Raw genomic sequence first — 24158 nt, 5'->3', positions numbered from 1 at the left:
AAGGCGTGACTGTGATCGCTACCGAAAGCCTCAGCAAGCGGTTCCCCCGGGTGACCGCGCTCGACCGGCTGTCCGTCGACATCACGCCGGGCGTGACCGGCCTGGTGGGTGCCAACGGAGCCGGCAAGTCCACGCTGATCAAGATCCTGCTCGGCCTGTCCCCGGCCACCGAGGGCCGCGCCCGGGTGCTCGGCCTCGACGTCGCGACCGAGGGCGCCGCCATCCGCGAGCGCGTCGGCTACATGCCCGAGCACGACTGCCTGCCGCCGGACGTCTCGGCGACCGAGTTCGTCGTCCACATGGCGCGGATGTCCGGGCTGCCCGCCGGCGCCGCCCGGGAGCGTACGGCCGACACCCTGCGCCACGTGGGGCTCTACGAGGAGCGGTACCGCCCCATCGGCGGCTACTCGACGGGCATGAAGCAGCGGGTGAAGCTGGCCCAGGCGCTCGTCCACGACCCCCAGCTGGTGCTGCTGGACGAGCCGACCAACGGCCTCGACCCGGTCGGACGAGACGAGATGCTCGCCCTGATCCGCCGGGTGCACGCCGACTTCGGTATCTCGGTCCTGGTCACCTCCCATCTGCTCGGCGAACTGGAGCGCACCTGCGACCAGGTCGTCGTCATCGACGGCGGCAAGCTGCTGCGGTCCTCCTCCACCGCCGAGTTCACCCAGGCCACGGGCTCGCTCGCGGTCGAGGTCACGGACTCCGACACGCATCCGGACGGCACGTCCGCCCTTATCGGCGCGCTGGCGGCGGCCGGGCTGACGGTCCAGCCCGTGGGCCGCGCCGCCGAGTTCGCCGCGGCCGGCTCCGGCCACGTCGTCCTGGTCGACGTCACCGGCGACGACACCTACGACACCGTGCGCGACGCGGTGACCGACCTCGGCCTCGGCCTGGTCCGCATGGAACAGCGCAGGCACCGCATCGCCGAGGTCTTCCAGAGCGCCGACAGCGCACACGAAAGGGGCAGCTCCGATGCCGCCTGAGAGCATCACGGCGCCCGCCCAGGACGTCATCCACAACATCGGCTACCGCAACTACTCCGGGCCCCGCCTCGGCCGTTCGTACGCCCGCCGCTCGCTCTTCTCGCAGAGCCTGCGCGGCGCCTACGGCCTCGGCCGCTCGGCGAAGTCCAAGGTCCTGCCGATGATCCTGTTCGGCGTGATGTGCGTCCCCGCCGCCATCATGGTCGCCGTCGCCGTGACGACGAAGGCGACCAAGCTGCCGGTGGAGTACACGCGTTACGCGATCATCCTCCAGGCCGTCATCGGCCTCTACCTCGCGGCCCAGGCCCCGCAGTCCGTCTCGCGCGACCTGCGGTTCAAGTCGATCCCGCTCTACTTCTCGCGGCCGATCGAGCGGATCGACTATGTGGTGGCCAAGTTCGCGGCGATGGCCTCGGCCCTCTTCATCCTCACCGCGGCGCCCCTGCTGATCCTCTATGTGGGCGCCCTGCTCGCCAAGCTGGACTTCACCGCGCAGACGGAGGGCTTCGTGCAAGGACTGGTCTCCGTGGCCCTGCTGTCCCTCCTCTTCGCCGGACTCGGCCTGGTGGTCGCCGCCGTCACACCGCGCCGCGGCTTCGGTGTCGCCGCCGTCATCGCCGTGCTGACGATCTCCTACGGCGCGGTCTCCACCGTGCAGGGCATCGCGCTCGCCCGCGACAACACCGAGGCGATCAGCTGGATGGGCCTGTTCTCGCCGATCACCATCATCGACGGGGTCCAGACGGCGTTCCTCTCCGCCACGTCCGCCTTCCCCGGCGGCAACGGCCCCGGCACCGGAACCGGTGTCGTCTACGCCGTCGTCCTGCTCGCGCTGATCGCCGGATCGTTCGGGCTGCTGCTGCGCCGCTACCGAAAGGCCGGGCTGTGACCGCCCTCCCGTCGCCCACCGCCACCCTTCGAAGGAATGGGCTGCGCCCATGACGATTCTCCATATCGACAACGTCTCCCGCTGGTTCGGCAACGTGGTCGCCGTCAACGACGTCTCCATGACCGTCGGCCCCGGCGTCACCGGCCTGCTCGGCCCCAACGGCGCCGGGAAGTCCACCCTCATCAACATGATGGGCGGCTTCCTCGCGCCCTCCACCGGCACCGTCACCCTCGACGGGAAGACCATCTGGCGCAACGAACAGGTCTACCGCGAGATCGGCCTCGTGCCCGAGCGCGAGGCGATGTACGACTTCCTGACCGGACTGGAGTTCGTCCGCGCCAACGCCGAGCTGCACGGCCTGGGGGCCAAGGAAGCCCAACGGGCGCTCGCCACGGTCGAGATGGAGTACGCGCAGGACCGCAGGATCGACACGTACAGCAAGGGCATGCGCCAGCGGGTGAAGATGGCCTCCGCGCTCGTCCACGAGCCGTCCGTGCTCCTCCTGGACGAGCCGTTCAACGGCATGGACCCGCGCCAGCGCATGCAACTGATGGAACTGCTGCGCCGGATGGGCGCCGAGGGCCGCACCGTGCTGTTCTCCTCCCACATCCTGGAGGAGGTCGAACAGCTCGCCGCACACATCGAGGTGGTCGTCGCGGGCCGGCACGCCGCCTCCGGCGACTTCCGCAAGATCCGCCGGCTGATGACGGACCGGCCGCACCGCTATCTGGTGCGCTCCAGCGACGACCGGGCCCTGGCCGCCGTGCTCATCGCCGACCCGTCGACCTCGGGCATCGAGGTGGACGTCCAGGAGGGCGCGCTGCGCGTCCAGGCCGTCGACTTCGACCGCTTCACCACGCTGCTGCCGCGGATCGCCCGCGCGCACGGCATCCGGCTCCTGACGGTCTCGCCCTCCGACGAGTCCCTGGAATCGGTCTTCTCCTATCTCGTAGCGGCCTGAAAGGAGCCCTGACGCCATGTATCACCCGACCGTCGCCCGGCTCACCTACCGGGGGCTCCTCGGCCGCCGCCGTGCCTTCATCCTCTTCGCGCTGCCCGCCCTCCTGATCGTCATCTCCGCCGTCATCCGCGTGCTGACCGGAGCCGACGACGACACCGCGACCAACGTCCTGGGCGGCTTCGCGCTGGCCACCATGGTGCCGCTCATCGGCGTGATCGCCGGTACGGGAGCGATCGGCCCGGAGATCGACGACGGCTCGGTGATCTATCTGCTCTCCAAGCCGGTCCCGCGCCACACGGTGATCCTCACCAAGCTGACCGTCGCCATCGGCGTCACCGTGGCCTTCTCGGCGGTGCCCACCCTGATCGCTGGCTTCGTGCTGAACGGCAACAGCCAGCAGATCGCCGTGGCCTACGCGGCGGCGGCCGCGGTCGCCTCCGTCGCCTACAGCGCCATCTTCCTGCTGCTGGGCACCGTCACCCGGCACGCCGTCGTGGCGGGCCTGGTCTACGCGCTGGTGTGGGAGTCGCTCTTCGGCAGCCTCATCCCCGGCGCCCGCACGCTCAGCGCCCAGCAGTGGGCCCTCGCCCTCGCGCAGAAGATCGGTGCGGAGGGGGCGATCAGCTCGGACGTCGGCCTGCCGCTCGCGGTCACCCTGCTGATCGTCGTCACCGTCGCGGCGACCTGGTACGCGAGCCGGAAGCTGCGCACCCTCACGCTCGCCGGCGAGGAGTGACAGGCAAGAAGTGACGGGCGAGGAGTGACGCAGGACGGACGATGTAAGGGGCGGTCTCCCTGGGAGACCGCCCCTTACATATCGCGCCGCCCACTCACCCATCACACATCGCGAAGTCGCGGCTCACACACGCCCTTCCAGCAGCGCCCGCGCTATCTCCAGCTGCACGGGCGAGAGCGCGATCACCTCACCGTCCTCGGCGTCCTCCAGGTCCCACAGGGCGTTCTGGAGCACCCGCCCGAGCGTCCAGCGCGCCGCGCGCCGCCGGTCCAGACCGAGCACCTCGGTCATCACGTCGAAGCGGCGCAGCACCGCCCGCGTCACGTCACCGGTCGCGGCGAGGTCGTCCCACCGGTCGTGCAGGGCGGGCAGCAGCTCGAAGCCGGGGTCGCCCGCGAGCGGCTTGGGGTCGATGGCCAGCCAGGGCTCCCGCCCGGAACCGGGCAGTGGCGCCAGCACGTTCGCGTAATGCAGGTCCCAGTGCAGCAGCCGTCCTTCACCCGGCTCGGCGGCCACTTCCCGTACGGCGGCGGCGCAGTCGGCCACCACGCGGCGGTCGGTGGCGTCGGGCAGCGCGGGCAGGGCGGACGGCACTTCGGCGAGCATCGCGGCGGTGACGTCGGTCAGCGTGCGCAGCCCGGCCGGGGCGGGGGTCTTCAACAGCCGGGCGAGCAGCTCGGAGAGCGTACGGACGGCGTCCTCGGCGTCCGGCACGGACAGCAGCGAGCGGTCGGCGTCCAGCCGCTCCAGCAGCATGGTGCCGCTCTCCGGGTCGTGGTCGAGGAGGGCGACGGCTCCGTCGCCGCCCCAGGCGCGCAGCGCGGCCGGTTCGTCGACGCTCTCGTCGGTCACCGGCTGGAGCTTGAGCGCCGCGCGAGTGCCGTCCGCGCGGCGCACGGGCAGCACGAGCGCGACCATGCCGTGCGAGGCGGGGCCGTCGAGCCGCAGCTCCCAGCGGTCCAGGAAGTCCGCCGCGAGGTCCGGCAGGGCGGCGATCCAGGCGCGGCCCACCTCGCCGTCGAAGGTGTCGTGGAAACCGGCGAGTTCGGCGGGGACGGTGATCCGGGAAGGCACGGACATGGGTGGCGCTCTCCTCGTGACGGGTGGGAGACCCCGGGGGCCTCCCTGCCCTCCCAACGTCTCAGATCTTCCGATCGCGCCCGGCTCCGAGCCCGAGACCCAGCAGTCCCGCGCAGACCACGAGCAGCACCACGATCGGTACGGTCCAGCCGCCGGTCGCCTGGTGCACGGCGCCGAGGGCGAACGGGCCGCATGCGGCCAGCAGATAGCCCCAGGTCTGTGCCATGCCGGAGAGCCTGGCCGCCGTGTGCGCGTCGCGGGTGCGCAGCACCATCATCGTCAGCGCGAGGCCCAGCGCGCCGCCCTGTCCCACGCCGAGGAGCGTCGCCCAGAGCCAGGCGCCGCCGACGGGGGCCACGAGCAGGCCCGCGACGCCCGCCGCCATCAGCAGCACGACGCCGGTCGCCAGCGCCCGCTGGGAGCGCATCCGGCCGGCGAGCATCGGCACCACGAACGAGCCGACGGCCTGCACCAGCGTGCTGAAGGCGAAGACGAGTCCGGCCTGTGCCTTGCTCATCCCGTGGTCGGTGAAGATCGTCGGCAGCCAGGCGATGATGACGTACGCCACGAGCGACTGCGAGCCCATGAACAGGGTGATCTGCCAGGCGAGCGGGATGCGGGTCAGCTTCGGCCCGTCCTCGGCCGGGCGGGGCGCCGCAGTGGCCCCCTGGTGCGCCGCAGCGGCCTGGCGGGAAGCGCCGCGGGCGAGGACGGCCTGCGGGGCCCACGCGGCGGCCGCGACGGCCGCCAGCACCGCCCAGGAGGCGAGGGAGCCCTGCCAGCCGCCGAGCGCGTTCTCCAGGGGCACGGCGCTGGCGGCGGAGACGGTGGCACCGAGGATCATCGCGGTCGAGTAGAGCGCGGTCATGCCCGCCGCCCGCTCCGGGAAGTCCCGCTTGATCAGGCCGGGCATCAGGACGTTGAGCAGGGCTATCGCGGTGCCCACCAGCGCGCAGCCGACGAACAGCGCGACGACCGGTGGTGCGATGCGCAGCAGGATGCCGCCGCACAGCAGGACGAGGGCGCCGCAGAGGACGGTCTCCGTGCCCCACCGGCGGGCCAGTTTCGGCGCGAGGATCGAGCCGAGCCCCATGAAGACGAGCGGAATGGTGGTCACCAGGCTGCTCGCGGTCGCCGCCAGGTGGAAGTGGTCGCCGATCTCCCCGAGCAGCGGCGAGACCCCGGCCAGCGCGGCACGCATGTTGAGCGAGGCCAGGACGATGCCCAGCAGGACGAGCAGGGGGTGGGCCCGCATCCGCCGGGCGGCGGCCGCGGGTGGCGCGAACTCCTCGGCGGCCACGGCGTCTTCCGTGACGGTCAGTGGTGCTTGCGACCTCGTTCCGGACATGGGGGCCTTTCCAGGGAGTGCGGTGGTACGTGAGGGGCGTGCGGGAGCGGGCGGTCAGCTCTCCGCGAGCAGTGATTCCACTGCCTGCTTGGGGCGGTCGAGCAGCAGGCGGCAGGCGTGCGCCGCCGCGTCCGGGTCGCCGGAGGCGATGGCGGTCATGAGGGCGTGATGGTCGCCGTGGAGGATGCGCGGCATCTCGCGGTCGCCGAGCGCGGTGACCAGTGCCTCGCGCACGGAGCTGCTGAACCACGAGTACGTGGCGCTCAGGGCGCTGTTGTGGGCGGCGTCCACCACGGCCTTGTGGAACTCGATGTCGTGGTCCGCGTAGAGCTCCAGATTCCCGGAGTCGGGCTGGCCCTCGGCGTCCTCGAATGCCTCCTGTGCCTCCAGCGCGGCCCGCATTCGTTCCAGGTCGGCGGGCTCGTGCCGGAGCGCCGCGAGCCGGGCGGCCTCGGCCTCCAGGGCGATGCGCAGCTCCAGGACGTCCCGGACGCCCGCGCGCTGCACTCCGCGCATGATCTCGGCGGGGTCGGCCATGGAGACGACGAACGTGCCCTCGCCCTGGCGGGAGCGCAGCATTCCGGCGTGCACGAGGACGCGGACCGCCTCGCGGACGGTGTTCCGCCCGACCTGGAGCTGCTCGGCGAGCGCGTGCTCGGTCGGGATGCGCTCGCCGACCTTCCACTCGCCGGCGGCGACCTGCGCGCGCAACTGATCCACGACGGTGTCCACCAGGGACTGCCGTCCCGCCGCACGCAGTGCCATTCCGCTGCTCCTCTTGCCACTCTCTCGGACTCACCCGGTTGCCCAGTCATCCTACAACTGCGCGCAAGCCCGGTCGGGGCTACCTTCGTAGGGTGTTCAGCGGTGAACCCTGCCTCCGGATGTACGCCCGGATCTCCGCCTGGGTGCGGTCGGCCCCCGGCACCCACATCTGGCTGCTGATCATCGGCGTCACCAGCCTCGTCATCGCCGCGGCCAGCCAGGGCCTGGAGACGTTCCTGCTGCACCGCAACAGCAGCAACATCCACGAGCTGAACAAGCACCCCGTGCAGTCGCTGCTGATCAGTGGCTTCTGGATCGAGAACCCGTCGTCGTTCCTGCTCTACGTCGCGCTCTTCGAGATCTTCCACGCCAATGTCGAGCGCTGGATCGGCACCCTGCGCTGGCTCGTCACGGTCGCCGTCGCGCACGTCGTGGCCACGCTCGTGAGCCAGGAGATCGTGCTGCTGTCGATCCAGGACCACGCGCTGCCCCGCTCGATGAAGCACGTTGTCGACATAGGCGTCTCGTACGGGCTGGCGGCGGCGGCCGGGATCCTCACCTACCGCGTGCCGCGGCCCTGGCGGTGGCCTTATCTGGCGGGGGCGGTGCTCTTCTTCGCGGTGCCGCTGCTGACCGGCGGGACGTACACGGACGCCGGCCACGCGATCGCGCTGACGATCGGGCTGGCGTGCGGGCCGCTGACGCGGGGCCGCCCGCCGTGGGACCTCGCCGCCGGGCGCGAGCGCCTGCGGAGGGCCTGGGAGCCGCTCCGCGGGCGCGGGACCGGCCTCAGGTGAAGAGGCGGTCCAGGACCGTCGCGATGCCGTCGTCCTCGTTCGAACCGGTGACCTCGTCCGCCACGGCCTTCAGCTCCGGATGAGCGTTGGCCATCGCCACACTGTGCGCCGCCCAGCCGAACATCGGGATGTCGTTCGGCATGTCGCCGAAGGCGATCGTGTCCGCGGCCTTCATGCCGAGGCGGCGCGCGGCCAGCGAGAGGCCGGTGGCCTTGCTCAGGCCCAGCGGCAGCAGTTCGACGATCCCGGCGCCCGCCATGGTCACACCCACCAGGTCACCGGCGACGGCGCGCGCGACCTCGGCGAGGCCGTCGTCGTCCAGGCCGGGGTGCTGGAGGTAGAGCTTGTTCAGCGGCGCGGCCCACAGGTCGGCCGGGTCCGTGATCGGGACGGCCGGCAGCGGGCCCTCCTGAATGCGGTAGCCGGGGCCGACCAGGACGTCGCCGTCCATGCCGTCACGGCTGGCCGCGAGATAGAGCGGCCCGACCTCGGCCTCGATCTTGGCGAGCGCCAGACCGGCTAGCTGCCGGTCCAGCGTCACCGACGTCAGCAGTCTGTGCTCACCCGCGTGGTAAACCTGCGCGCCCTGCCCGCACACCGCGAGGCCCTGATAGTCCAGGGCGCCGAGGATGTGCTTCGTCCACGGGACGGAGCGCCCGGTGACGATGATGTGCGAGGCGCCCGCCGCCGTCACCCGGCCGAGCGCGGCGCGGGTGCGCTCCGAGACGGTGTCGTCGGAGCGCAGCAGCGTGCCGTCGAGATCGGTCGCGATCAAGCGGTAGGGCAGCGGCTCACTCACGGTGTCTTCCCGTTCTCCCCCAGAGCTGACGCCTGGGCGGTACCCCCACCGCCCGCGTGGCGCAGCGGTGCGGCCATCGTCGTCCGCGGCCCGGCGGCCACGCGTGCGTCGCTCACCGCGCGAGGGGCTCCAGGATCTCCCGGCCGCCCAGGTACGGGCGGAGCACCTCGGGCACGCGCACGGTGCCGTCGGCCTGCTGGTGGTTCTCCAGGAGCGCCACGATCGTGCGCGGAACGGCGCAGAGCGTGCCGTTGAGCGTCGCCAGCGGCTTGACCGTCTTGCCGTCCCGCATCCGCACCGACAGGCGGCGCGACTGGAACTCGTCACAGTTGGACGTCGACGTCAGCTCGCGGTACTTCCCCTGGGTGGGGATCCACGCCTCGCAGTCGAACTTGCGCGAGGCGGACGAGCCCAGGTCACCCGTGGCGACGTCGATCACCTGATAGGGCAGCTCCAGGCTGTTCAGCCACTGCTTCTCCCACTCCAGCAGGCGCGCGTGCTCCGCCTCGGAGTCCTCCGGCGCGACGTACGAGAACATCTCGACCTTGTCGAACTGGTGGACCCGGAAGATGCCGCGGGTGTCCTTGCCGTACGTGCCGGCCTCGCGGCGGAAGCACGGCGAGAAGCCGGCGTAGCGCAGGGGCAGCTGCGAGGCGTCCAGGATCTCGTCCATGTGGTACGCCGCGAGCGGCACCTCGGAGGTGCCCACCAGATAGAAGTCGTCCTTCTCCAGGTGGTAGACGTCCTGCGCGGCCTGGCCGAGGAAGCCGGTGCCCTCCATGGCGCGCGGCTTGACCAGCGCGGGGGTGAGCATCGGCGTGAAGCCGGCCGCGGTGGCCTGCGCGATGGCGGCGTTGACGAGGGCGAGCTCCAGCAGCGCGCCGACACCCGTCAGGTAGTAGAAGCGCGAGCCGGACACCTTGGCGCCGCGCTCGACGTCGATGGCGCCGAGCGACTGGCCGAGCTCCAGGTGGTCCTTGGGCTCGAAGCCCTCGGCGGCGAAGTCACGGGGGGTGCCGACGGTCTCCAGGACGACGAAGTCGTCCTCGCCGCCGCGCGGGACGTCCGGGTGGACGATGTTGCCGATCCGGAGCAGGAGGCGCTGCGCCTCGGCGGCGGCCTCGTCCTGCTCGGCGTCGGCGGCCTTGACGGCGGCGGACAGCTCGCCCGCGCGCTTCAGCAGCTCGGCCTTCTCGTCACCGGCGGCCTTGGGGATGAGCTTGCCGAGCGCCTTCTGCTCGGAGCGGAGTTCGTCGAAACGGACGCTGGACGACCTGCGCCGTTCGTCGGCGGAGAGCAGTGCGTCGACGACGTCGACGTCCTCTCCACGGGCGCGCTGGGACGCGCGCACACGGTCGGGGTCCTCACGGAGCAGGCGAAGGTCAATCACCCCACCAGGCTACCGTTGCGGGCGCGATCACTCGACGCGATATTCCTCTTCGTTGCGTTTTGTCCCGTTTTGGGGAGAGTAGGAAAGGCTGTGAATAACCGGGCCCGCCGCCGGGCCGGGAAATTCCAGCGCTTTTGGCGAAATGGGGCATAGGGGCGGCCCGGCGAGGTGATCGGCCTTGTGGAGAGCGGGAGTTGGCGGAGTTGTTGTCCACAGGAGCCATATCCTCCGTTTTCTTTGTCCACAGGCTGTGCGCGAAATCTGTGGATGCCGGAATCGAACGTTCCATCCGGCTTCGGTCGACACCAAGAATTGCCCGCCCAAACCCCGCTTAGCCACTCAATCGGGTGGTATTTCCTCGCTCTAAAGGGTTGCCGGCCGGTATTCGACTGACGAACGAGGGGTGTTGGTGCGCGCAGCGTGGAGCTCGGCGCTGTGGATGACGAGCCTGTGGTTAGAGCGATTTGTCGACCTTGACCGGCTCGACCGAGGCTCGGACGCCTCGATCTGTCGACTTATCCCCAGGGTGGGGCGATCCTGTGGATAACCCTGTGGATCATGATCTTGGCCGGTTCGCCGAAGGCCGCCGCCGAGGGCGCCACCGAAGATCGACGATCATACGCGGAACGATCAAGCCCCGTCGGCGTCGAGCCCGCCGTCCGCACACCGCGCCAGCCACTCCGCGGCCTCCAGGAACGCGCTGTCCGACGTCCCGGGCCGCGGCGCCGGGGTCGCCTCCGTGCCCGCCCGGGGGTACGAGCCCAGGAAGCGCACCTTCGGGAACGTCCGCTTGAGCCCCATCAGCGCCTCGCCCACACGGCGATCGGTGATGTGCCCCTCGCAGTCCACCGAGAAGCAGTAGCGGCCCATGCCCTCACCCGTCGGCCGCGACTCGATCCGCATCAGGTTCACCCCGCGCGCCGCGAACTCCTGGAGCAGCTCGAGCAGCGCGCCAGGGTGGTCGTCGCCGAGCCAGACGACCAGCGACGTACGGTCCGAGCCGGTGCGCGCCGAGGGCCGCGCCGGACGCCCGGCCAGCACGAAGCGGGTCTGCGCGTTCTGCGCGTCGTGGATGTCCTTGACCAGCGGCTCGAGCCCGTACGTCGCCGCCGCGAACTCGCCCGCGAACGCCGCGTCGTAGCGCCCCTCCCGCACCAGGCGCGCCCCGTCCGCGTTGGACGCGGAGGACTCCCACACGGCGTCCGGCAGGTGCGCGGCCAGCCACTTGCGCACCTGCGGCTGTGCCACGGGGTGGCCGGTCACCGTCTTGATGTCGGCCAGCTGGGTGCCGGGGCGCACCAGCAGCGCGAAGGCGATGCGCAGCAGCACCTCGCGGTAGATCATCAGCGGGGCGCCGGTGGCGAGTTCGTCGAGGGTCGCGGTGACGCCGCCCTCCACGGAGTTCTCGATCGGCACGAGCGCGGCCGCGGCCTCGCCGCCACGGACGGCGTCGAGTGCGGCCGGCACGGAGACCATCGGCACGAGCTCGCGCGTGGCCGCTTCCGGCAGGGTGCGCAGGGCGGCTTCGGTGAAGGTGCCCTCGGGTCCGAGATAGGTGTAGCGGCTGGCCGGCATCACGCGTGGCACTCCTCGCGGTGGGTACGGGGCGGGTCCCGCCACACTACCCAGGTCGCCTTGGGTGCCCCGGAGGAAGCCGGGGCGCCCAACGCCGCGCGGGGTCAGCCCTCCAGCAGGCGCTGTCCGACGTACTCGCCCTCCGCGCAGCCGCCCGGCACCGCGAAGAGCGCGCTCGACTCGTGGCGCAGGAAGCGCGAGAGGCCGTCGCCCCGGTCGAGCTTGCGCTGCACGGGGACGAACCCCTTGCGCGGGTCCGCCTGCCAGGCGATGAACAGCAGGCCCGCGTCCGGAGCGCCGTCGTCGAGGAAACCGTCGTGGTAGGAGAACGCCCGTCTGAGCATCGCCGCGCCCCGGTTCGACTCCGGCGCCGCCACCCGGATGTGCGCGTCCCCGGCGATGGCCAACGAGCCGTCCGGGCCGACCTTGTTGAGGTCGACCGGCGTCGTCTCCGTGCCGCCGGACAGGGGCGCGCCGTCCGACTTGCGCCGTCCGATCACCTTCTCCTGGCGCTCCAGGGACAGGTGGTCCCAGCTGTCGAGGAGCATGCGGATGCGCCGTACGACCGCGTAGGAACCGCCCGCCATCCAGTCGCCGGAGTCGTCCGGCACGAAGATCCGGGTGTCGAAGTCGGAGTCCGACGGCTTGGGGTTGTTCGTACCGTCTATCTGCCCCATCAGGTTGCGGCCGGTGAGCGGTTTGGCCGTGGCGCCGGGCGTCCGGTTGAAGCCGTTCATCTGCCAGCGGATCCGGGCGGTGTCCGCGGCCTGCTTCTGGAGCAGCCGGAGCGCGTGGAAGGCGACGAGCGGGTCGTCGGAGCCGATCTGCACCCACAGGTCGCCGTCGCTGCGCTTGGCGTCGAGGGCGTCCGCGGTGAAGGAGGGCAGCGGTTCCAGCGCGGCGGGCCGCTTGGCGGCGAGCCCGGTCCGGTCGAAGAACGTGGCTCCGAAGCCGAAGGTGACGGTCAGGGAGGAGGGGCCCGCGTCGAGCGCGATGCCCGTGTCGTCGCCCTTCGGCGCGTTGCCCGCCGTCAGCTCGGCCGCCGTCGCCGACCAGCGCCGCAGCAGGGCCGCGGCGGCCTTGCGGTCGGCGCCGGGAGCGAGGTCGAAGGCGAGCAGGTGGCCGCACGCCTGCGCGGGGTCGGCGATGCCCGCCTGATGTTTCCCGTGGAACGGGACGGACATCGTGCCGACCCCGGCGAGGGGTGCCGGCCGGTCGCGGGCGGCCTCGGTGGCGAACGCGCCGCCCGCTCCGCCCACGACGAGCCCGGCGGCACCCGCCGCTCCGGCGGTGCCCAGGAGCCGGCGGCGGCTCATTCCGTTCATCTCGGTCTGTTCAGCCATCAGTTGATCTTCACGTTCCTGAGCTCCGTGATCTGGTCGATGTCGGAGGTCCGTACGGTCAGGGTGAGCTGCCACTCGCCCGCCATGGGCAGCCGGAAGGCGGTGGCCTCCCAGCGGCCGGGGGCGATGTGCTTGAGCGTGGTGCGCAGCGGGCCGATCTTCTGCTGCGGCTGCGTGAACGACACCTCCAGCTCCGGTACCTCGACGGCGCGACCGGTGGGGTCGGTCACGGTGACGCCGACGGTGTTGACGCCGGAGCGCGCGGGGTCGATCCGGACGGTGGCCGTGCCGCGTCCGTTCGTGCCGCCGGTGTCGTACGGGATCTTCACCTCGGCCGGGACCGCGTTCGCCGGGGAGGCGCTGCGCGCCGCCTCCTTCTGCTCGGTCTCCGCGCGGCCCGGCTGGGTGCCGGTGAGCAGGGTGGTGACGGCGAGCAGGACGACGGCGACGCCGGTCTCGGCCAGGACGGAACGCCGCAGTCCGCTGCGGCCCTCGTCCGCGTCGCGCTGCCGCTGTCCGGCGGCCTTCGCGAGCGCGGCCTGCTGCCGGGCGAGCTGGGCGGCGCGCTCGGGGGAGGCGTCGCTCTTCCGGGGCTTCTTGGGGCTCTTCGCCGTGGCCTTGGGCTTCTTCGGCTCCACGCGGTCGGTGAGCCGCCCGGTCCAGCGCCGCGAGAAGTACGCGACCCCGACGAGGAGGGCCACCAGGCCGACCTTGACCAGCAGCAGTCGCCCGTACTCCGTGCCGGTGAGCGCGCCCCACGAGCCGACCTGGCGCCAGGACTGGTAGAGCCCGGTCGCCACCAGCACGCACACCGAGGTGAACGCGATCGTGGAGAAGCGCCGCACGGCCGCGCGGGGGATCGTCTCGCCGGTCCACAGCGTGACCAGCAGCGCGGCCAGCCCGCCGAGCCACGCGGCGACGCCCAGCAGGTGCAGCACGTCGACCGGCATGGCGAGCCACGACTGGAGTCCGGCCGAGGCGTGTTCGGCCATCGCCCAGGTCGCCGCCAGACCGATGGCGACGACGGCGCCGCCGATCGCGAGCCCGTAGGCGACGTCCCGCCGCTCCCCGGGGCTGCGGCCGTCGTCCTCGCGGGTGTACGAGCCGAAGAGGACGGCGAGGAAGACGGCCGCGGCGCTCAGCAGGAGCAGCCGCGACAGCAGCGCGGCGCCCGGTTTGGTGGCCAGCACGTCGCTGATGAGCGAGAGTTCGAGGACGGCGCCCGGCCCCTTGCCGGTCGTATAGGCGCCGCGCAGCAGTATCAGCGCGGCCGTGGAGAGGAAGAGGGCGGTCCAGCCGCCGACCGCGATCCGCTGCACGGCCCGCGAGGCGCGGCACACCCCGGCGAAGACGCAGCCGCCGACGAGCAGGACGAAACCAGCGTATGCGGCGTAGCGCCCGATGCCGTAGAGCGTGTCCACGGTCGGGTCGATCTTGGCCGTCGCCACCTTCGCCGCCGTCTTCGACGGCGCGCCGATGGAGAAGGTGAATGCCCCGGCCACCGGGTGGCTGTCCGCGGAGACGGCCTGCCAGGCCACGGTGTACGTGCCGTTGGCGAGCCCCGTCCGCAGGCCCACGCCCGCGGTGTCGGACTTGCCGTCCACGTGCGCGGGCCTGCCCTCGTCGACGCGCGCCCCCTGCGGGTCGAGGACCCGCAGGGAGTCGGCGTTCAGCAGGACACCCTCGGAGAAGGTGAGCTTCACCCGCTGGGGCGCGGCCGGCACCACCGAACCGTCGGCCGGGTCGGTGGCGGTCAGCGCGGCGTGCGCCGACGCGGTGGCCGCACCGGGGCCAAGCGCGCACAGCAGCGCCGCCAGCAGCATGCCGAAGAGGGCCGGCAGCCGCCCGGTGGTCAGGGTCCTCATCGCACGTCAGCCCTGGGGGCGGAAGGTCGCGGACTCGACCGGCACCTGGACCTTCACCGCGCCGGAGGTGGCGAAGTGCAGCGTGAACTCGACCTTCTCGCCGACCTGGGGCTTGTGGTCGAGCTTGCCGAGCATCAGGTGGGCGCCGCCGCGGGCGAGCTTCAGCTCGCCATTGGCGGGCACCTCCAGCTCGCCCGCGTGCTTCATCTGCGAGCCCTCGGTGGTGTGCATGGTGATGTCACCGGAGAGCGGGCTGGTGACCGAGGTGAGCCGGTCGGCCGTGCCGCCGTCGTTCTTGACGGTGAGGTACGCGGCGGCCATGTCGGTCATCGCGGGCTGCGGGAGGTAGGCGCCGCTGACGGACAGGTCGGCCTTGTCGGACTTCAGGGCGTCCTTCTCCGACTGGCAGCCGGTGATCAGCAGCAGCCCCCCGGCGAGCAGGAGCGGCATGGCGGCGGCGGTGGCGACGGTGGACTTGCGCATCACGGGTTCTCCCCCTTGACGATCTTCGGGAGATCCTTGGCGTACTGGTCTGCGGTGGTTTCCGCGGTGTAGATCCAATGGGCACCGTCGTCCTTCGGTGAGAAGCCGACGACCTCGGCGCCATGGCTGACGGTGACGGAGCCGTCCTTCTCCTTCTTCGCCTTCTCGACCAGGATGCCGAGCGGCTTGGCGGCCGCCTGGATGGTCTCGAAGTCACCGGTCAGGCCGACGATGTCCTGGCCGCCCTGCGCGTCGAGCCACTCGCGCATCCGCTTGGGGGTGTCGCGGTCGGGGTCGGTGGTGACGAAGACGATCTTCAGCTTGTCCCGGTCTGCCTGGGGCAGCTTCTTCGCGGCCGCGGCCATGTCGGAGACGACGGTCGAGCAGACGTCGGGGCAGTAGGTGTAGCCGAAGTAGAGGAGCACGGGGTGCCCCTTGGTCTCCTTGACCAGCTCGTACTTCTTGCCGGACGTGTCCGTCAGGACCAGGTCCGGCTTGTCCTTCGGGGCGTCCAGGGTGATCGCGGCGGCCTTCTTGGGGGCCGCGGAGACATCGGCGACGGCCTTGTCGCCGCCGTCCGAACCACCGCCGCAGGCGGTGAGGGTGAGCGCGGCGGCTATCGCCAGCGCCGTGCCCAGGGTCTTGGTGCGCATGGAGCTCTTCTCCAGGGGTCGGTCAGGGGTACGGGTGCGGCGCTCCGTCGGGAGCGTCGCACCGGTCGGTCCGTGCGTCCGGTAGCGAACCTACGCAGGGCGGACCGGTCACGTACGTCCGGGTCTGCGTCCGGTCGGGTGCTTCGTGCCCTCGCGGGCCCGGGCTCAGGCGGAGCGACGGCGTCCGGCGAGCACGCCGAAGGCCACGCCCGCGGCACCGACGACGATGCCGGCGATGCCGAGCGCGCGGGCCGTGGTGTCGGAGGAGCTGTCGTTCTTGTCCGCCGCGGCCTCGGTCGTCCCGCTCTTGTCGTCCTTCTTCTCGTCCTTCTTCGCGCCGCCCGCAGCGGCGGCCTTGTCGACGAGCTTCAGCGTCGGCGCCGGGTGCTCGGCCTCCTCGCCGTTGGGCTTGGAGGGGTCGATCCAGCGGACGACCTCGTCGTCGGAGTAGGTCTGGAGCGCCTTGAAGACCAGCGCGTCGGTGTCCGTGGGCAGCTGGCCGACCGACAGCGGGAACTGCTGGAACTGGCCCGGGTCGATCTTGCCGCCGCTCCAGGTGACCTTGGTGACGGCCTCGTTGATCGTCTCGCCGTGCATCTGCACCGGCTTGTCGAGCTTGGACTTCTCGACCTTGATGTCCCAGCCCGGCACGGGCTGCGGCATCACCGAGGCGAGCGGGTGCTTCGGGTCGAGGGTGAGCTCCAGCTTCACCGTCGAGGCGTTGTCCTTCTCGTTCGGCACCTTGAGGGCGATGGTGCTGTAGCCGCCCTTCTCCGCGGTGCCGGGCTGCACGCTGACGTGCGCGAAGGCGGGGCCGGCGAGCAGCAGGACACCGCCGGCGGTGAGGCCGGCGACGACGGGGAGGCGACGCAGGCGAGCGGTCTTGACGTTCATGGGAACACTCCACAGGCAGGAGGGGACAAAAGGGGAGTACGGCGCGCGTGCGGTCACGGCGCGACCACCCTCCCGCCCGAAATGCCGGAATTTATCCCGGAGATGTCGGAATCCGTGCATGCCGGGACGGAAGACCGCCGGAATGCCGGATCGCTGGAGCGCGTCGCGTCGTCAGGCCGCGAGGGCGAAGCGCGGCGGTCCCCGCCTGATCACGAAGTGCTGGAGCGCCGGTTCGGTCACCGGGCGCTCGTCGTCGCCGTACGCACCCCGGGCGGGCACCGCCGGGCGGGCGGCGTCCTGGTGCCACAGCGCGCGCACGAGCGTGAACGCGGCGCGCAGCGCGCGTACGAGCGCCGCCTCGGCGACCCCGCGTGCGGAGCGCTCCGAGAGCCCGACCACCCGCCACAGCGCGACCTCGCCGCGCCGCAGCAGCCAGCCCAGGGCGAGGGCCGCCAGCAGGTGGCCGAGCAGCATCGGCAGCGAGGGCAGCAGGGCGTGCAGCGTGGACGGCGGCTGCATCGGCATGCGCGGCGGCATGGCCATCCGCGCGGGGTGCACGGCCGGATCGAGCCCGGCGTCCGTGATGACGCGACGGGCCTCGTCCGCCGACATCGGGTGCGGCTGGTTGCAGATGAAGCGGCTCGCGAAAGTGATCAACCGGCCTTCGGCGCCCGCCTGTCGGGTCGCCGTGCCGGCGCCCTGCTGGCCCAGCCCGAAGAGCGCGTGCAGCGCGAGCTGCCCGGCGCCCAGCGCGGCCGCGATGCCCGGCAGCGAACGCTCGCGTCCCGCCAGCGGCACGACCAGCGCGAACACCGCCACGAAGCCCGCGCCCAGCGTCCACAGCGGCACGCTCGCGCAGGAAGCCAGCACGTGCCCGCCCGCGGACAGCAGAACACAGACCGCGGTGAACACCGCGGCCCGGAACAGTCGCAGATCGGCGCCGGCGCGCGCGACGGGATGAGGCATGGCCGCGCCATCATCCCATCGGACTTACTCCTTCCCTACGGCAGGGGGCGCTCACAGGGGGCGCATGGGCGCACGTGGGTTCGAGCGCCATACACCGATGCACCCGCCGGGCGCGTCGTCCGAATGAGCGGTCTCACACATCCGACAGGCTTACGGGTCGATGGTGGTGGCTATACGTATCGGTATATCGAGCCGCGGCCAGGAGGCTGAGCATGAGCATTTGGTGGTCACTCCATCTGCGGCGCGAGGCCGCGAGCGTTCCGCTCGCCCGGAGACTGCTGGTCGGCACGATGGAAACGGCCGGCGTCGATCCCGACATCTCCTACGACCTGTCGGTGGCGCTCAGCGAGGCGTGTGCGAACGCGGTCGAGCACGGCGGCGACTCCTCCACCGGATATCTGGTGACGGCCTTCATCGACGGCGACACCTGCCGCATCGAGGTCACCGACTCCGGGCCGGGCTTCCCGGAGCAGCCACGCCGCCACGACCGGCGCCGCCCGCGCACCGCCCATCACGCCCCACAGCCCGTGGCCCCCGCCCATGACGAACATGGCAGGGGCCTCTTCCTTATCGAGTCCCTGACCGACCACGTCCGGGTCCACAACCGCCCGGGCCACCAGGGCGCGGTCGTCAGCTTCGACAAGATCCTCAAGTGGCGGGAGGACGCGGCGCTGCTCAGGGCGTCGTGAGCGCCGCGGGGCCCTCGTGTGGGCCCCGCCCACGGGCGCGTGCCGGTAACTGCTCCTAGCGTGGCAATACCGGCAATTCACGCGTTCCAGGAGAGGCCCATGCCCAGCCCCACGCGCACGCTCAAGGACAAGGTCGTCGTCATCGGCGGCGCCTCCAGGAATCTCGGCGGTCTCATCGCCAGGGAAGTCGGCAAGGACGGCGCCAAGGTCGTCGTCCACTACAACAGCCCCTCCTCGAAGGACGCGGCCGAGAAGACCGCCGCCGACGTCGAGAAGGCGGGCGGCGAGGCGGTCGTCCACGAGGCCGACCTGACCAAGGTGCCCGAGGTCGAGGGGCTCTTCGAGGTCGCGGAGGGCGCGTTCGGCAGGATCGACTGCATGGTCAACACCGCCGGCATGGTGATCAAGAAGCCGATGACGGAGGTCACGGAGGAGGAGTACGACCGGATGTTCGCGGTCAACTCCAAGGCGGCCTATTTCATGATGCGGGAGGCCGCCAAGCGGCTCCAGGACGGCGGGAAGATCGTCACCATCGTGACCTCGCTGCTCGCCGCGTACACCGGCCTCTACTCCGTCTACGCGGGCAGCAAGGCGCCGGTCGAGCACTTCACGCGGGCGCTGTCGAAGGAGCTCTTCGGGCGGAACATCTCGGTCAACAACATCGCGCCCGGACCGATGGACACCGGCTTCTTCTACCCGGCCGAGACGGACGACTCCATCGCATACCACAAGTCCTCGGCGATGAACGGGGACCTGACCAAGATCGAGGACATCGTGCCGTACGTGAAGTTCCTGCTCACGGACGGCTGGTGGCTGAACGGCCAGACGCTCTTCATCAACGGCGGCTACACGACGCGGTAGCGCTCCGCTGCGGTTGCGGGGCGCCCACGCGTCTGCCGCGTGCTGTGGTGCGGCGGCTGCCGGTGTGTTGTGGCTGGGCGCGCAGTTCCCTGCGCCCCTTTCTGGGGCGCAGGGAAGCCGCGTACTTCCGCCGTGTTACTTCTTCAGGTTTTCCATCCACGCCTCGACCTCGGTCGACGTGCGCGGCAGGCCCGCGGAGAGGTTCTTGTTGCCGCCCTCCGTGACGAGGATGTCGTCCTCGATGCGGACGCCGATGCCGCGGTACTCCTCCGGCACGGTCGTGTCGTCGGCCTGGAAGTAGAGGCCGGGCTCGACGGTCAGCACCATGCCGGGCTCCAGCACGCCGTCCACGTACGCCTCCGTGCGGGCCACCGCGCAGTCGTGCACGTCCAGGCCGAGCATGTGGCCGGTGCCGTGCAGCGTCCAGCGGCGCTGGAGGCCGAGCTCCAGGGCGCGCTCGACCGGGCCCTCGAGCAGGCCCCACTCGACGAGCTTCTCGGCGAGCACCCGCTGGGCGGCGTCGTGGAAGTCGCGGAACTTCGCGCCCGGCTTGACCGCCGCGATGCCGGCTTCCTGCGCCTCGTACACCGCGTCGTAGATCTTGCGCTGGAGCGCGGTGTACGTGCCGTTGACCGGCAGCGTGCGGGTGACGTCGGCGGTGTAGAGCGTGTGGGTCTCCACACCCGCGTCCAGGAGCAACAGCTCGCCGGAGCGGACCGGGCCGTCGTTGCGCACCCAGTGGAGGGTGGTGGCGTGCGGGCCGGCGGCGCAGATGGAGCCGTAGCCGATGTCGTTGCCCTCGACGCGGGCGCGCAGGAAGAACGTTCCCTCGATGAAGCGCTCCGACGTGGCCTCGGCCTTGTCGAGGACCTTCACGACGTCCTCGAAGCCGCGCACGGTGGAGTCGACGGCCTTCTGCAGCTCGCCGATCTCGAAGGCGTCCTTCACCAGGCGCTGCTCGCTGATGAAGACGCGCAGCTCTTCGTCCCGCTCGGCGGTGACCTTGTCGGTGAGAGCGGCCTCGATCCCGGCGTCGTGGCCGCGCACGGCGCGGACGGGGCCGGTGGCCTCGCGCAGCGCGGCGGCGAGCTCGCGCACGTCCGCGCACGGCATGCCGTAGAGCCGCTCGGCCTCGGTGAGGCTGTGCCGGCGGCCGACCCACAGCTCGCCCATGCCGTCGAGCCAGAACTCGCCGTTCTCACGGTCGGAGCGGGGCAGCAGATAGAGCGTGGCCTCGTGGCCCTCGGCCCCGGCCGGCTCCAGGACGAGCACGCCGTCCTGGGTCTGGTCGCCGGTGAGGTACACGTACTCCGTGGACGCGCGGAAGCTGTACTCCGTGTCGTTGGAGCGGGTCTTCAGATTGCCCGCGGGGATCACCAGGCGCTCGCCGGGGAAGCGGGCGGAGAGCTCGGCACGGCGGCGGGCGGTGTCCGGGGCCTGGGTGATCGGCTCCAGGTCACGGAGCTCGGTGTCGGCCCAGCCGGACTTCATGTTCTCGGCAAGCTCGTCGGACACGGCGGGGTACAGACCGTTCTTCCGCTGCTTGATGGGCTCGTCACCCTCGGGGTTCTCGGGCGCGGGCTGCTGCTCGGTCACTGCTCTCCTCCTCGGACGGGGCGTTTCCATCGTATGTGCGAGGAAAAGTGAGGGAGAAGGTCGGCAGCGAAGGTTTGAACCGGAACGCGCGCAGAAGGCAGGTCGCCGATCGGGACAATCACGCGCCAAACAAGATCATTCGAAATGCGCGGCCAGCAGGACGACGTCCTCCGCGCCGTCGCTCCCGTCCGCCTCGGCGCCGTCACCGGTGGTGGGAAGCATGGCCCGCAGTACGTGCTCCACGATCGCGTCCGGGTCGCGCAGCGCGGCGCGCGGGACGCTCGCCGCGGCGGAGTGCAGCCGGGCGAACGCCCGGTCCATCGTGTCGCCGGTGCGGTGCAGCAGGCCATCGCTGTAGAACAGCAGCGTCTCGCCGGGCGCGGGTTCGATCTCGACGCTCGGCGCCTCCCAGCAGGCGAGCATGCCGAGCGGTGCGGACAGAGAGGTCTCCACGTACTCCGCGCGGTGCTCGCCGATGATCAGTGGCGGGCAGTGGCCGGCGCCGGCCAGCACGACCTTGCCGCCCTGGCTAGCCGGACGGTCGGCCCCGGCGGGCTCGCAGTAGGCGAAGAGGGCGGTGGCGGCGCGCGCGGGCTCGGTCAGCCGCAGCAGGAGTTCGAGGTCGGAGAGCACGGCGACCGGATCCTCGCCCTCCATCACGGCGTACGCCCGCAGGGAGGCCCGCAGGCGGCCCATCGCGGCGACGGCGCTGGGGCCGGAGCCCGTCACTCCGCCGACCGCCAGGCCGAGCGCGCCCTCGGGCAGCGGCAGCGCGTCGTACCAGTCGCCCCCGCCCCGCGGCCCGGACCGGTGGCGCACGGCGAGCCGGACGCCCGCGATCCGGGGCAGCCGGCTGGGGAGCAGCTCCTCGCGGAGGGTGGTCACGGTGTCCCGGGCCGCGGCCAGTTCGAGGTGGCGGGCGAGGTGCTCGGTGGCGTAGTCGCGGTAGAGGCCGATCAGGTGCCGCTGGCGGTCGCCGGGCTCGGCGGGCTCGTCGTAGAGCCAGACGGCGGCGCCGATGCGGCCCGCGGCCTCGGACTCCAGGGGGAGGGCGTAGCTGGCGCCGTAGCCGAGGCGGGCCGCGACCTCGCGGTGGCGGGGGGTGAGGCCCTCCTCGGCGGCGATGTCCGGGTGGGCGACGCCGGCGCGGGAACCGGCGGGTGGGAGGTCGTCGAAGAGGCGGCCGTAGGAGTCGGGGGCGGGGAGTTCGCCTCCGTCCGGGTGGGCGGGTGTCTCGTGCGGGATGGTCTCGATGTGGCCGAGGTCGGCGTGGCCGAGCCCGAGTCCGACGGTGGTCGGGGGGTCCTGGCCGGGCTGGAGGGTGACCAGGCCCCGGCGGGCGCCGACGAGCGAGGATCCGGCGCGCAGCACCTCGTGCAGGGCCGCGTCGAGGGTGGCGGTGCGCGCGAGCCGCTCGGTGAGCTCCTGGAGGGTGACCAGGTCGGAGATCCAGCCCGCGAGCCGGTCCTGCACGAGGGCATTGGGCGCGGGCGGGGGCAGGGCGTCCGGGGCGGCCGGGCCGTGGGGGTCGGCGGGGTCGGCCGGTCCGGAGGGGTCCACAGTGGCGGGATCGCCGGAAGGGGCGGCGGACGAGGGGGGAGGAGTGTGCGAGGGAGCGGGAAGTGGAGGGTTGATTCCGGCCACTTTCGGCAGATGCGGTGTCGTCATGGCCGTCTGCCCGGGGCGGGCCGCGCGGCGATGCGGTGGAGCATGCTCCGGAAAGCCGCGCGCGGCGTCTCGTCGCATCCTCTTGACCAGCTGGTTGGCCTGTGCTTTTTCGTCAATAGCATCGCAAACCCCCTGTCGTGTTGCGCGCTATCAGTGCTCCACATGTACACGCCCGGGTAAGCCGATGTCCAGCATCGGGCCGGTGGGATTGGTGGTGTCTATGGGGTTTCAAAGTTGGCCGGAAAATGGTCCCGGGGGCATGGATTTGAGGTCGACTGGCGTTGCTCGACAGCGCGTCATATCCACCCCGGTGGGTACGTACTCGGAGAAGGGCAGGGGCAGTTGGGGCCGCCCCGGGAACCCCGCGGCGGACCCGAGCGTCTTCCCCGGCAAGGCCGCGCCCGCCCCCGAGGGCGTGGGGCAATCCGTGCCGCGGACGTGGGGTGCAGAGGCTCGGCACAAAGCGCCATGCGCGCGCCACCCCCCGCCAGGTTTCACGCTCCGGCCGTGGCGTGATGCGCTGCGTTGTAGATGCAGTGACTTTTGATCCACGTGGTGTGCCGGCCTCGAAAGGGCCACGGCGTGTTGAGCAGCGCGTGAGGTCGGAGCCGTAGTGCCATGGAAACCGGTCGCGGCCCGGCGCAGTGCCACCGCAATGCCACGCAGTCCGTACGGCCCAGGCAGTCCGGCAGCTCCTCGCAGTGCCCGGCAAGTTCACGCAGTACCGCTGGTTCGGTCAGCTCACGCAGTTCAGTCAGTTTCACGCAGTGCGATACGACCCTTGTCTCCGACAGGGGCCCCAACTTCGGCGTTCACGGAAAGGAACGAGCGCTCATGCGCGAGATCCTCGGAAGGCGACGCAAGCTCTCGCTTCGGCGGAGCGGCCGGTCCGCGGTGCTCACCGCGGCCCTGGCCTATGCCACGGAGTGGCAGTGGCCCGTGCTCCCGGGCGTGGGGCTGCGGTCCGGTGGCGGCCGCGAGCGCGAATGCGCCTGCCCGCACCCCGACTGCGCCGCCCCCGGCGCCCACCCGTTCGACCCCGGCCTGCTCGCGGCGACCACGGACGCCCGGATGGTCCGCTGGTGGTGGACCAACCGTCCCGACGCCCCCGTCGTGCTCGCCACGGGCGGGCGCGCGCCCTGTGCCGTGAGCCTGCCGGCCGTCGCGGGCGCCCGCGCGCTGGTGGCCTTCGACCGCGCGGGCGTGCGCCTCGGGCCCGTCGTCGCCACCCCCAGCCGCTGGGCGCTGCTGGTCGCGCCCTACTCCCTGGAGGTGCTCGGCGAGCTGCTCCACGAACAGGACTGGGTGCCCGGTTCGCTGCGCTTCCACGGGGAGGGCGGCTATGTGGCCCTGCCACCGTCGCCCACGGGAGCCGGCCGGGTGCGCTGGGAGCGGGCGCCGCAGTCCGCGGGCGCCACCGGTGGCACGGCCCGGACGCTCCGCGCGGACCGGGGGCGTGCGGCGGTGTCCGCGCGCCCGTGGCTGCCGGACATCTCCACCGTCGTCGACGTCCTCGTCGCCGAGAGCGCGGGCACGCCCGGGGGCGGCAGCAAGCTCGCCTACTGACCGGCCTCACGGGCCGCGGACGTAAGTGAGGAGCGGCTGCCCTGTGGGGCCGCCGGTGAGGGAAGCAGAGAGCGCGTACGGACGGGAGACGCACGCGCTCTCACTCTTACGGGTGTAAGCCGCTCCGAGAAGTGCGGTTACCGCCGCGCGGCCGCCCGGGCGGGGCCGTCCTGCCCGCTATGTTCGGGTGCGGGCCTGCGCCGGATGTTCTGCCGGGCGCCGTCGGCCCGGCGGGGTGTCGGAAG

Annotated in this window: 22 protein-coding genes; 8 read left to right on the top strand and 14 right to left on the bottom strand. The window is 71.8% G+C overall.

Features of this window, described 5'->3' with window-relative positions; all coding sequences use genetic code 11:
• The first annotated feature begins 11 nt into the window (after positions 1-11).
• From ACFY1P_RS15765 to ACFY1P_RS15750, 4 genes are read left to right on the top strand one after another with little or no spacing between them, the layout of a single operon-like run.
• Positions 12-989, top strand: a complete 978-nt coding sequence (locus ACFY1P_RS15765) for an ABC transporter ATP-binding protein (protein ID WP_390750978.1) — start codon at positions 12-14, stop codon at positions 987-989.
• On the top strand, positions 979-1878 hold the full coding sequence (locus ACFY1P_RS15760; protein ID WP_361519276.1) for an ABC transporter permease subunit: 900 nt from the start codon (positions 979-981) through the stop codon (positions 1876-1878). The genes ACFY1P_RS15765 and ACFY1P_RS15760 overlap by 11 nt, the downstream gene beginning before the upstream one ends.
• A 49-nt stretch (positions 1879-1927) precedes the next feature.
• Positions 1928-2839: an ABC transporter ATP-binding protein gene (locus ACFY1P_RS15755; RefSeq protein ID WP_361519274.1), complete on the top strand. Its 912-nt coding sequence runs from the start codon at positions 1928-1930 to the stop codon at positions 2837-2839.
• 16 nt (positions 2840-2855) lie between these two features.
• Complete coding sequence (locus tag ACFY1P_RS15750) at positions 2856-3575, top strand: ABC transporter permease (protein ID WP_390750877.1); 720 nt, start codon at positions 2856-2858, stop codon at positions 3573-3575.
• A 123-nt stretch (positions 3576-3698) separates the two neighbouring features.
• Here the strand turns inward: ACFY1P_RS15750 and ACFY1P_RS15745 are convergent, their stop codons facing one another.
• The 3 genes from ACFY1P_RS15745 to ACFY1P_RS15735 form a co-directional block, all read right to left on the bottom strand.
• On the bottom strand, positions 3699-4655 hold the full coding sequence (locus tag ACFY1P_RS15745; protein ID WP_390750876.1) for an aminoglycoside phosphotransferase family protein: 957 nt from the start codon (positions 4653-4655) through the stop codon (positions 3699-3701).
• Positions 4656-4716: 61 nt separating this feature from the next.
• Positions 4717-6003, bottom strand: coding sequence for a CynX/NimT family MFS transporter (locus tag ACFY1P_RS15740; protein WP_390750875.1), 1287 nt, complete (start codon positions 6001-6003; stop codon positions 4717-4719).
• A 54-nt stretch (positions 6004-6057) separates the two neighbouring features.
• Positions 6058-6768, bottom strand: a complete 711-nt coding sequence (locus ACFY1P_RS15735) for a FadR/GntR family transcriptional regulator (RefSeq protein ID WP_361519263.1) — start codon at positions 6766-6768, stop codon at positions 6058-6060.
• Positions 6769-6887: 119 nt separating this feature from the next.
• Here ACFY1P_RS15735 and ACFY1P_RS15730 point away from each other — a divergent pair, with 119 nt between their 5' ends.
• Positions 6888-7565 (top strand): rhomboid-like protein, encoded by a 678-nt coding sequence (locus ACFY1P_RS15730; RefSeq protein WP_390750977.1) that lies wholly within the window; start codon positions 6888-6890, stop codon positions 7563-7565.
• On the opposite strand, the gene ACFY1P_RS15725 is transcribed toward ACFY1P_RS15730, so the two are convergent.
• The 9 genes from ACFY1P_RS15725 to ACFY1P_RS15685 form a co-directional block, all read right to left on the bottom strand.
• Positions 7558-8364, bottom strand: coding sequence for an HAD family hydrolase (locus tag ACFY1P_RS15725; RefSeq protein ID WP_390750874.1), 807 nt, complete (start codon positions 8362-8364; stop codon positions 7558-7560). The genes ACFY1P_RS15730 and ACFY1P_RS15725 overlap by 8 nt on opposite strands.
• Before the next feature lie 112 nt (positions 8365-8476).
• Positions 8477-9754, bottom strand: coding sequence for a serine--tRNA ligase (gene serS, locus ACFY1P_RS15720; RefSeq protein WP_361519257.1), 1278 nt, complete (start codon positions 9752-9754; stop codon positions 8477-8479).
• Positions 9755-10384: 630 nt separating this feature from the next.
• Positions 10385-11329 (bottom strand): prephenate dehydratase, encoded by a 945-nt coding sequence (pheA, locus tag ACFY1P_RS15715; RefSeq protein ID WP_361519539.1) that lies wholly within the window; start codon positions 11327-11329, stop codon positions 10385-10387.
• Between the two features lie 104 nt (positions 11330-11433).
• A complete protein-coding gene (gene efeB / locus ACFY1P_RS15710; protein WP_361519254.1) occupies positions 11434-12672 on the bottom strand; it encodes an iron uptake transporter deferrochelatase/peroxidase subunit in 1239 nt (412 codons plus the stop codon).
• The gene (locus ACFY1P_RS15705) at positions 12672-14537 is read right to left on the bottom strand and encodes a FixH family protein (RefSeq protein WP_361519251.1); all 1866 of its coding nucleotides are present in this window, start codon (positions 14535-14537) and stop codon (positions 12672-12674) included. Before ACFY1P_RS15705 ends, efeB begins: the two co-directional genes overlap by 1 nt.
• Positions 14538-14543: 6 nt before the next feature.
• Positions 14544-15020, bottom strand: a complete 477-nt coding sequence (locus tag ACFY1P_RS15700) for a copper chaperone PCu(A)C (RefSeq protein WP_361519248.1) — start codon at positions 15018-15020, stop codon at positions 14544-14546.
• The gene (locus ACFY1P_RS15695; protein WP_390750873.1) at positions 15020-15673 is read right to left on the bottom strand and encodes an SCO family protein; all 654 of its coding nucleotides are present in this window, start codon (positions 15671-15673) and stop codon (positions 15020-15022) included. Before ACFY1P_RS15695 ends, ACFY1P_RS15700 begins: the two co-directional genes overlap by 1 nt.
• A 165-nt stretch (positions 15674-15838) precedes the next feature.
• On the bottom strand, positions 15839-16567 hold the full coding sequence (locus ACFY1P_RS15690) for a YcnI family protein (protein ID WP_361519242.1): 729 nt from the start codon (positions 16565-16567) through the stop codon (positions 15839-15841).
• Positions 16568-16738: 171 nt separating this feature from the next.
• Positions 16739-17533, bottom strand: coding sequence for a hypothetical protein (locus ACFY1P_RS15685; protein WP_361519240.1), 795 nt, complete (start codon positions 17531-17533; stop codon positions 16739-16741).
• A 212-nt stretch (positions 17534-17745) separates the two neighbouring features.
• On the opposite strand from ACFY1P_RS15685, the gene ACFY1P_RS15680 reads away from it, so the two are divergent.
• Complete coding sequence (locus ACFY1P_RS15680) at positions 17746-18222, top strand: ATP-binding protein (protein WP_390750872.1); 477 nt, start codon at positions 17746-17748, stop codon at positions 18220-18222.
• A gap of 99 nt (positions 18223-18321) precedes the next feature.
• The gene (locus ACFY1P_RS15675) at positions 18322-19083 is read left to right on the top strand and encodes an SDR family oxidoreductase (RefSeq protein WP_361519234.1); all 762 of its coding nucleotides are present in this window, start codon (positions 18322-18324) and stop codon (positions 19081-19083) included.
• 135 nt (positions 19084-19218) lie between these two features.
• On the opposite strand, the gene ACFY1P_RS15670 is transcribed toward ACFY1P_RS15675, so the two are convergent.
• On the bottom strand, positions 19219-20679 hold the full coding sequence (locus ACFY1P_RS15670; protein ID WP_390750871.1) for an aminopeptidase P family protein: 1461 nt from the start codon (positions 20677-20679) through the stop codon (positions 19219-19221).
• Between the two features lie 135 nt (positions 20680-20814).
• On the bottom strand, positions 20815-22347 hold the full coding sequence (locus tag ACFY1P_RS15665) for a PP2C family protein-serine/threonine phosphatase (protein ID WP_390750870.1): 1533 nt from the start codon (positions 22345-22347) through the stop codon (positions 20815-20817).
• Between the two features lie 834 nt (positions 22348-23181).
• Between ACFY1P_RS15665 and ACFY1P_RS15660 the strand changes: the two genes are divergently transcribed.
• The gene (locus ACFY1P_RS15660; protein WP_361519225.1) at positions 23182-23913 is read left to right on the top strand and encodes a bifunctional DNA primase/polymerase; all 732 of its coding nucleotides are present in this window, start codon (positions 23182-23184) and stop codon (positions 23911-23913) included.
• Positions 23914-24158 lie beyond the last annotated feature (245 nt).

Origin of the sequence: Streptomyces sp. NPDC001407, assembly GCF_042895325.1 — a bacterium.
Lineage (GTDB): Bacteria > Actinomycetota > Actinomycetes > Streptomycetales > Streptomycetaceae > Streptomyces.
The sequence above is the reverse complement of the archived record's forward strand: the minus strand, read 5'-3'. Positions and strand labels throughout refer to the sequence as shown.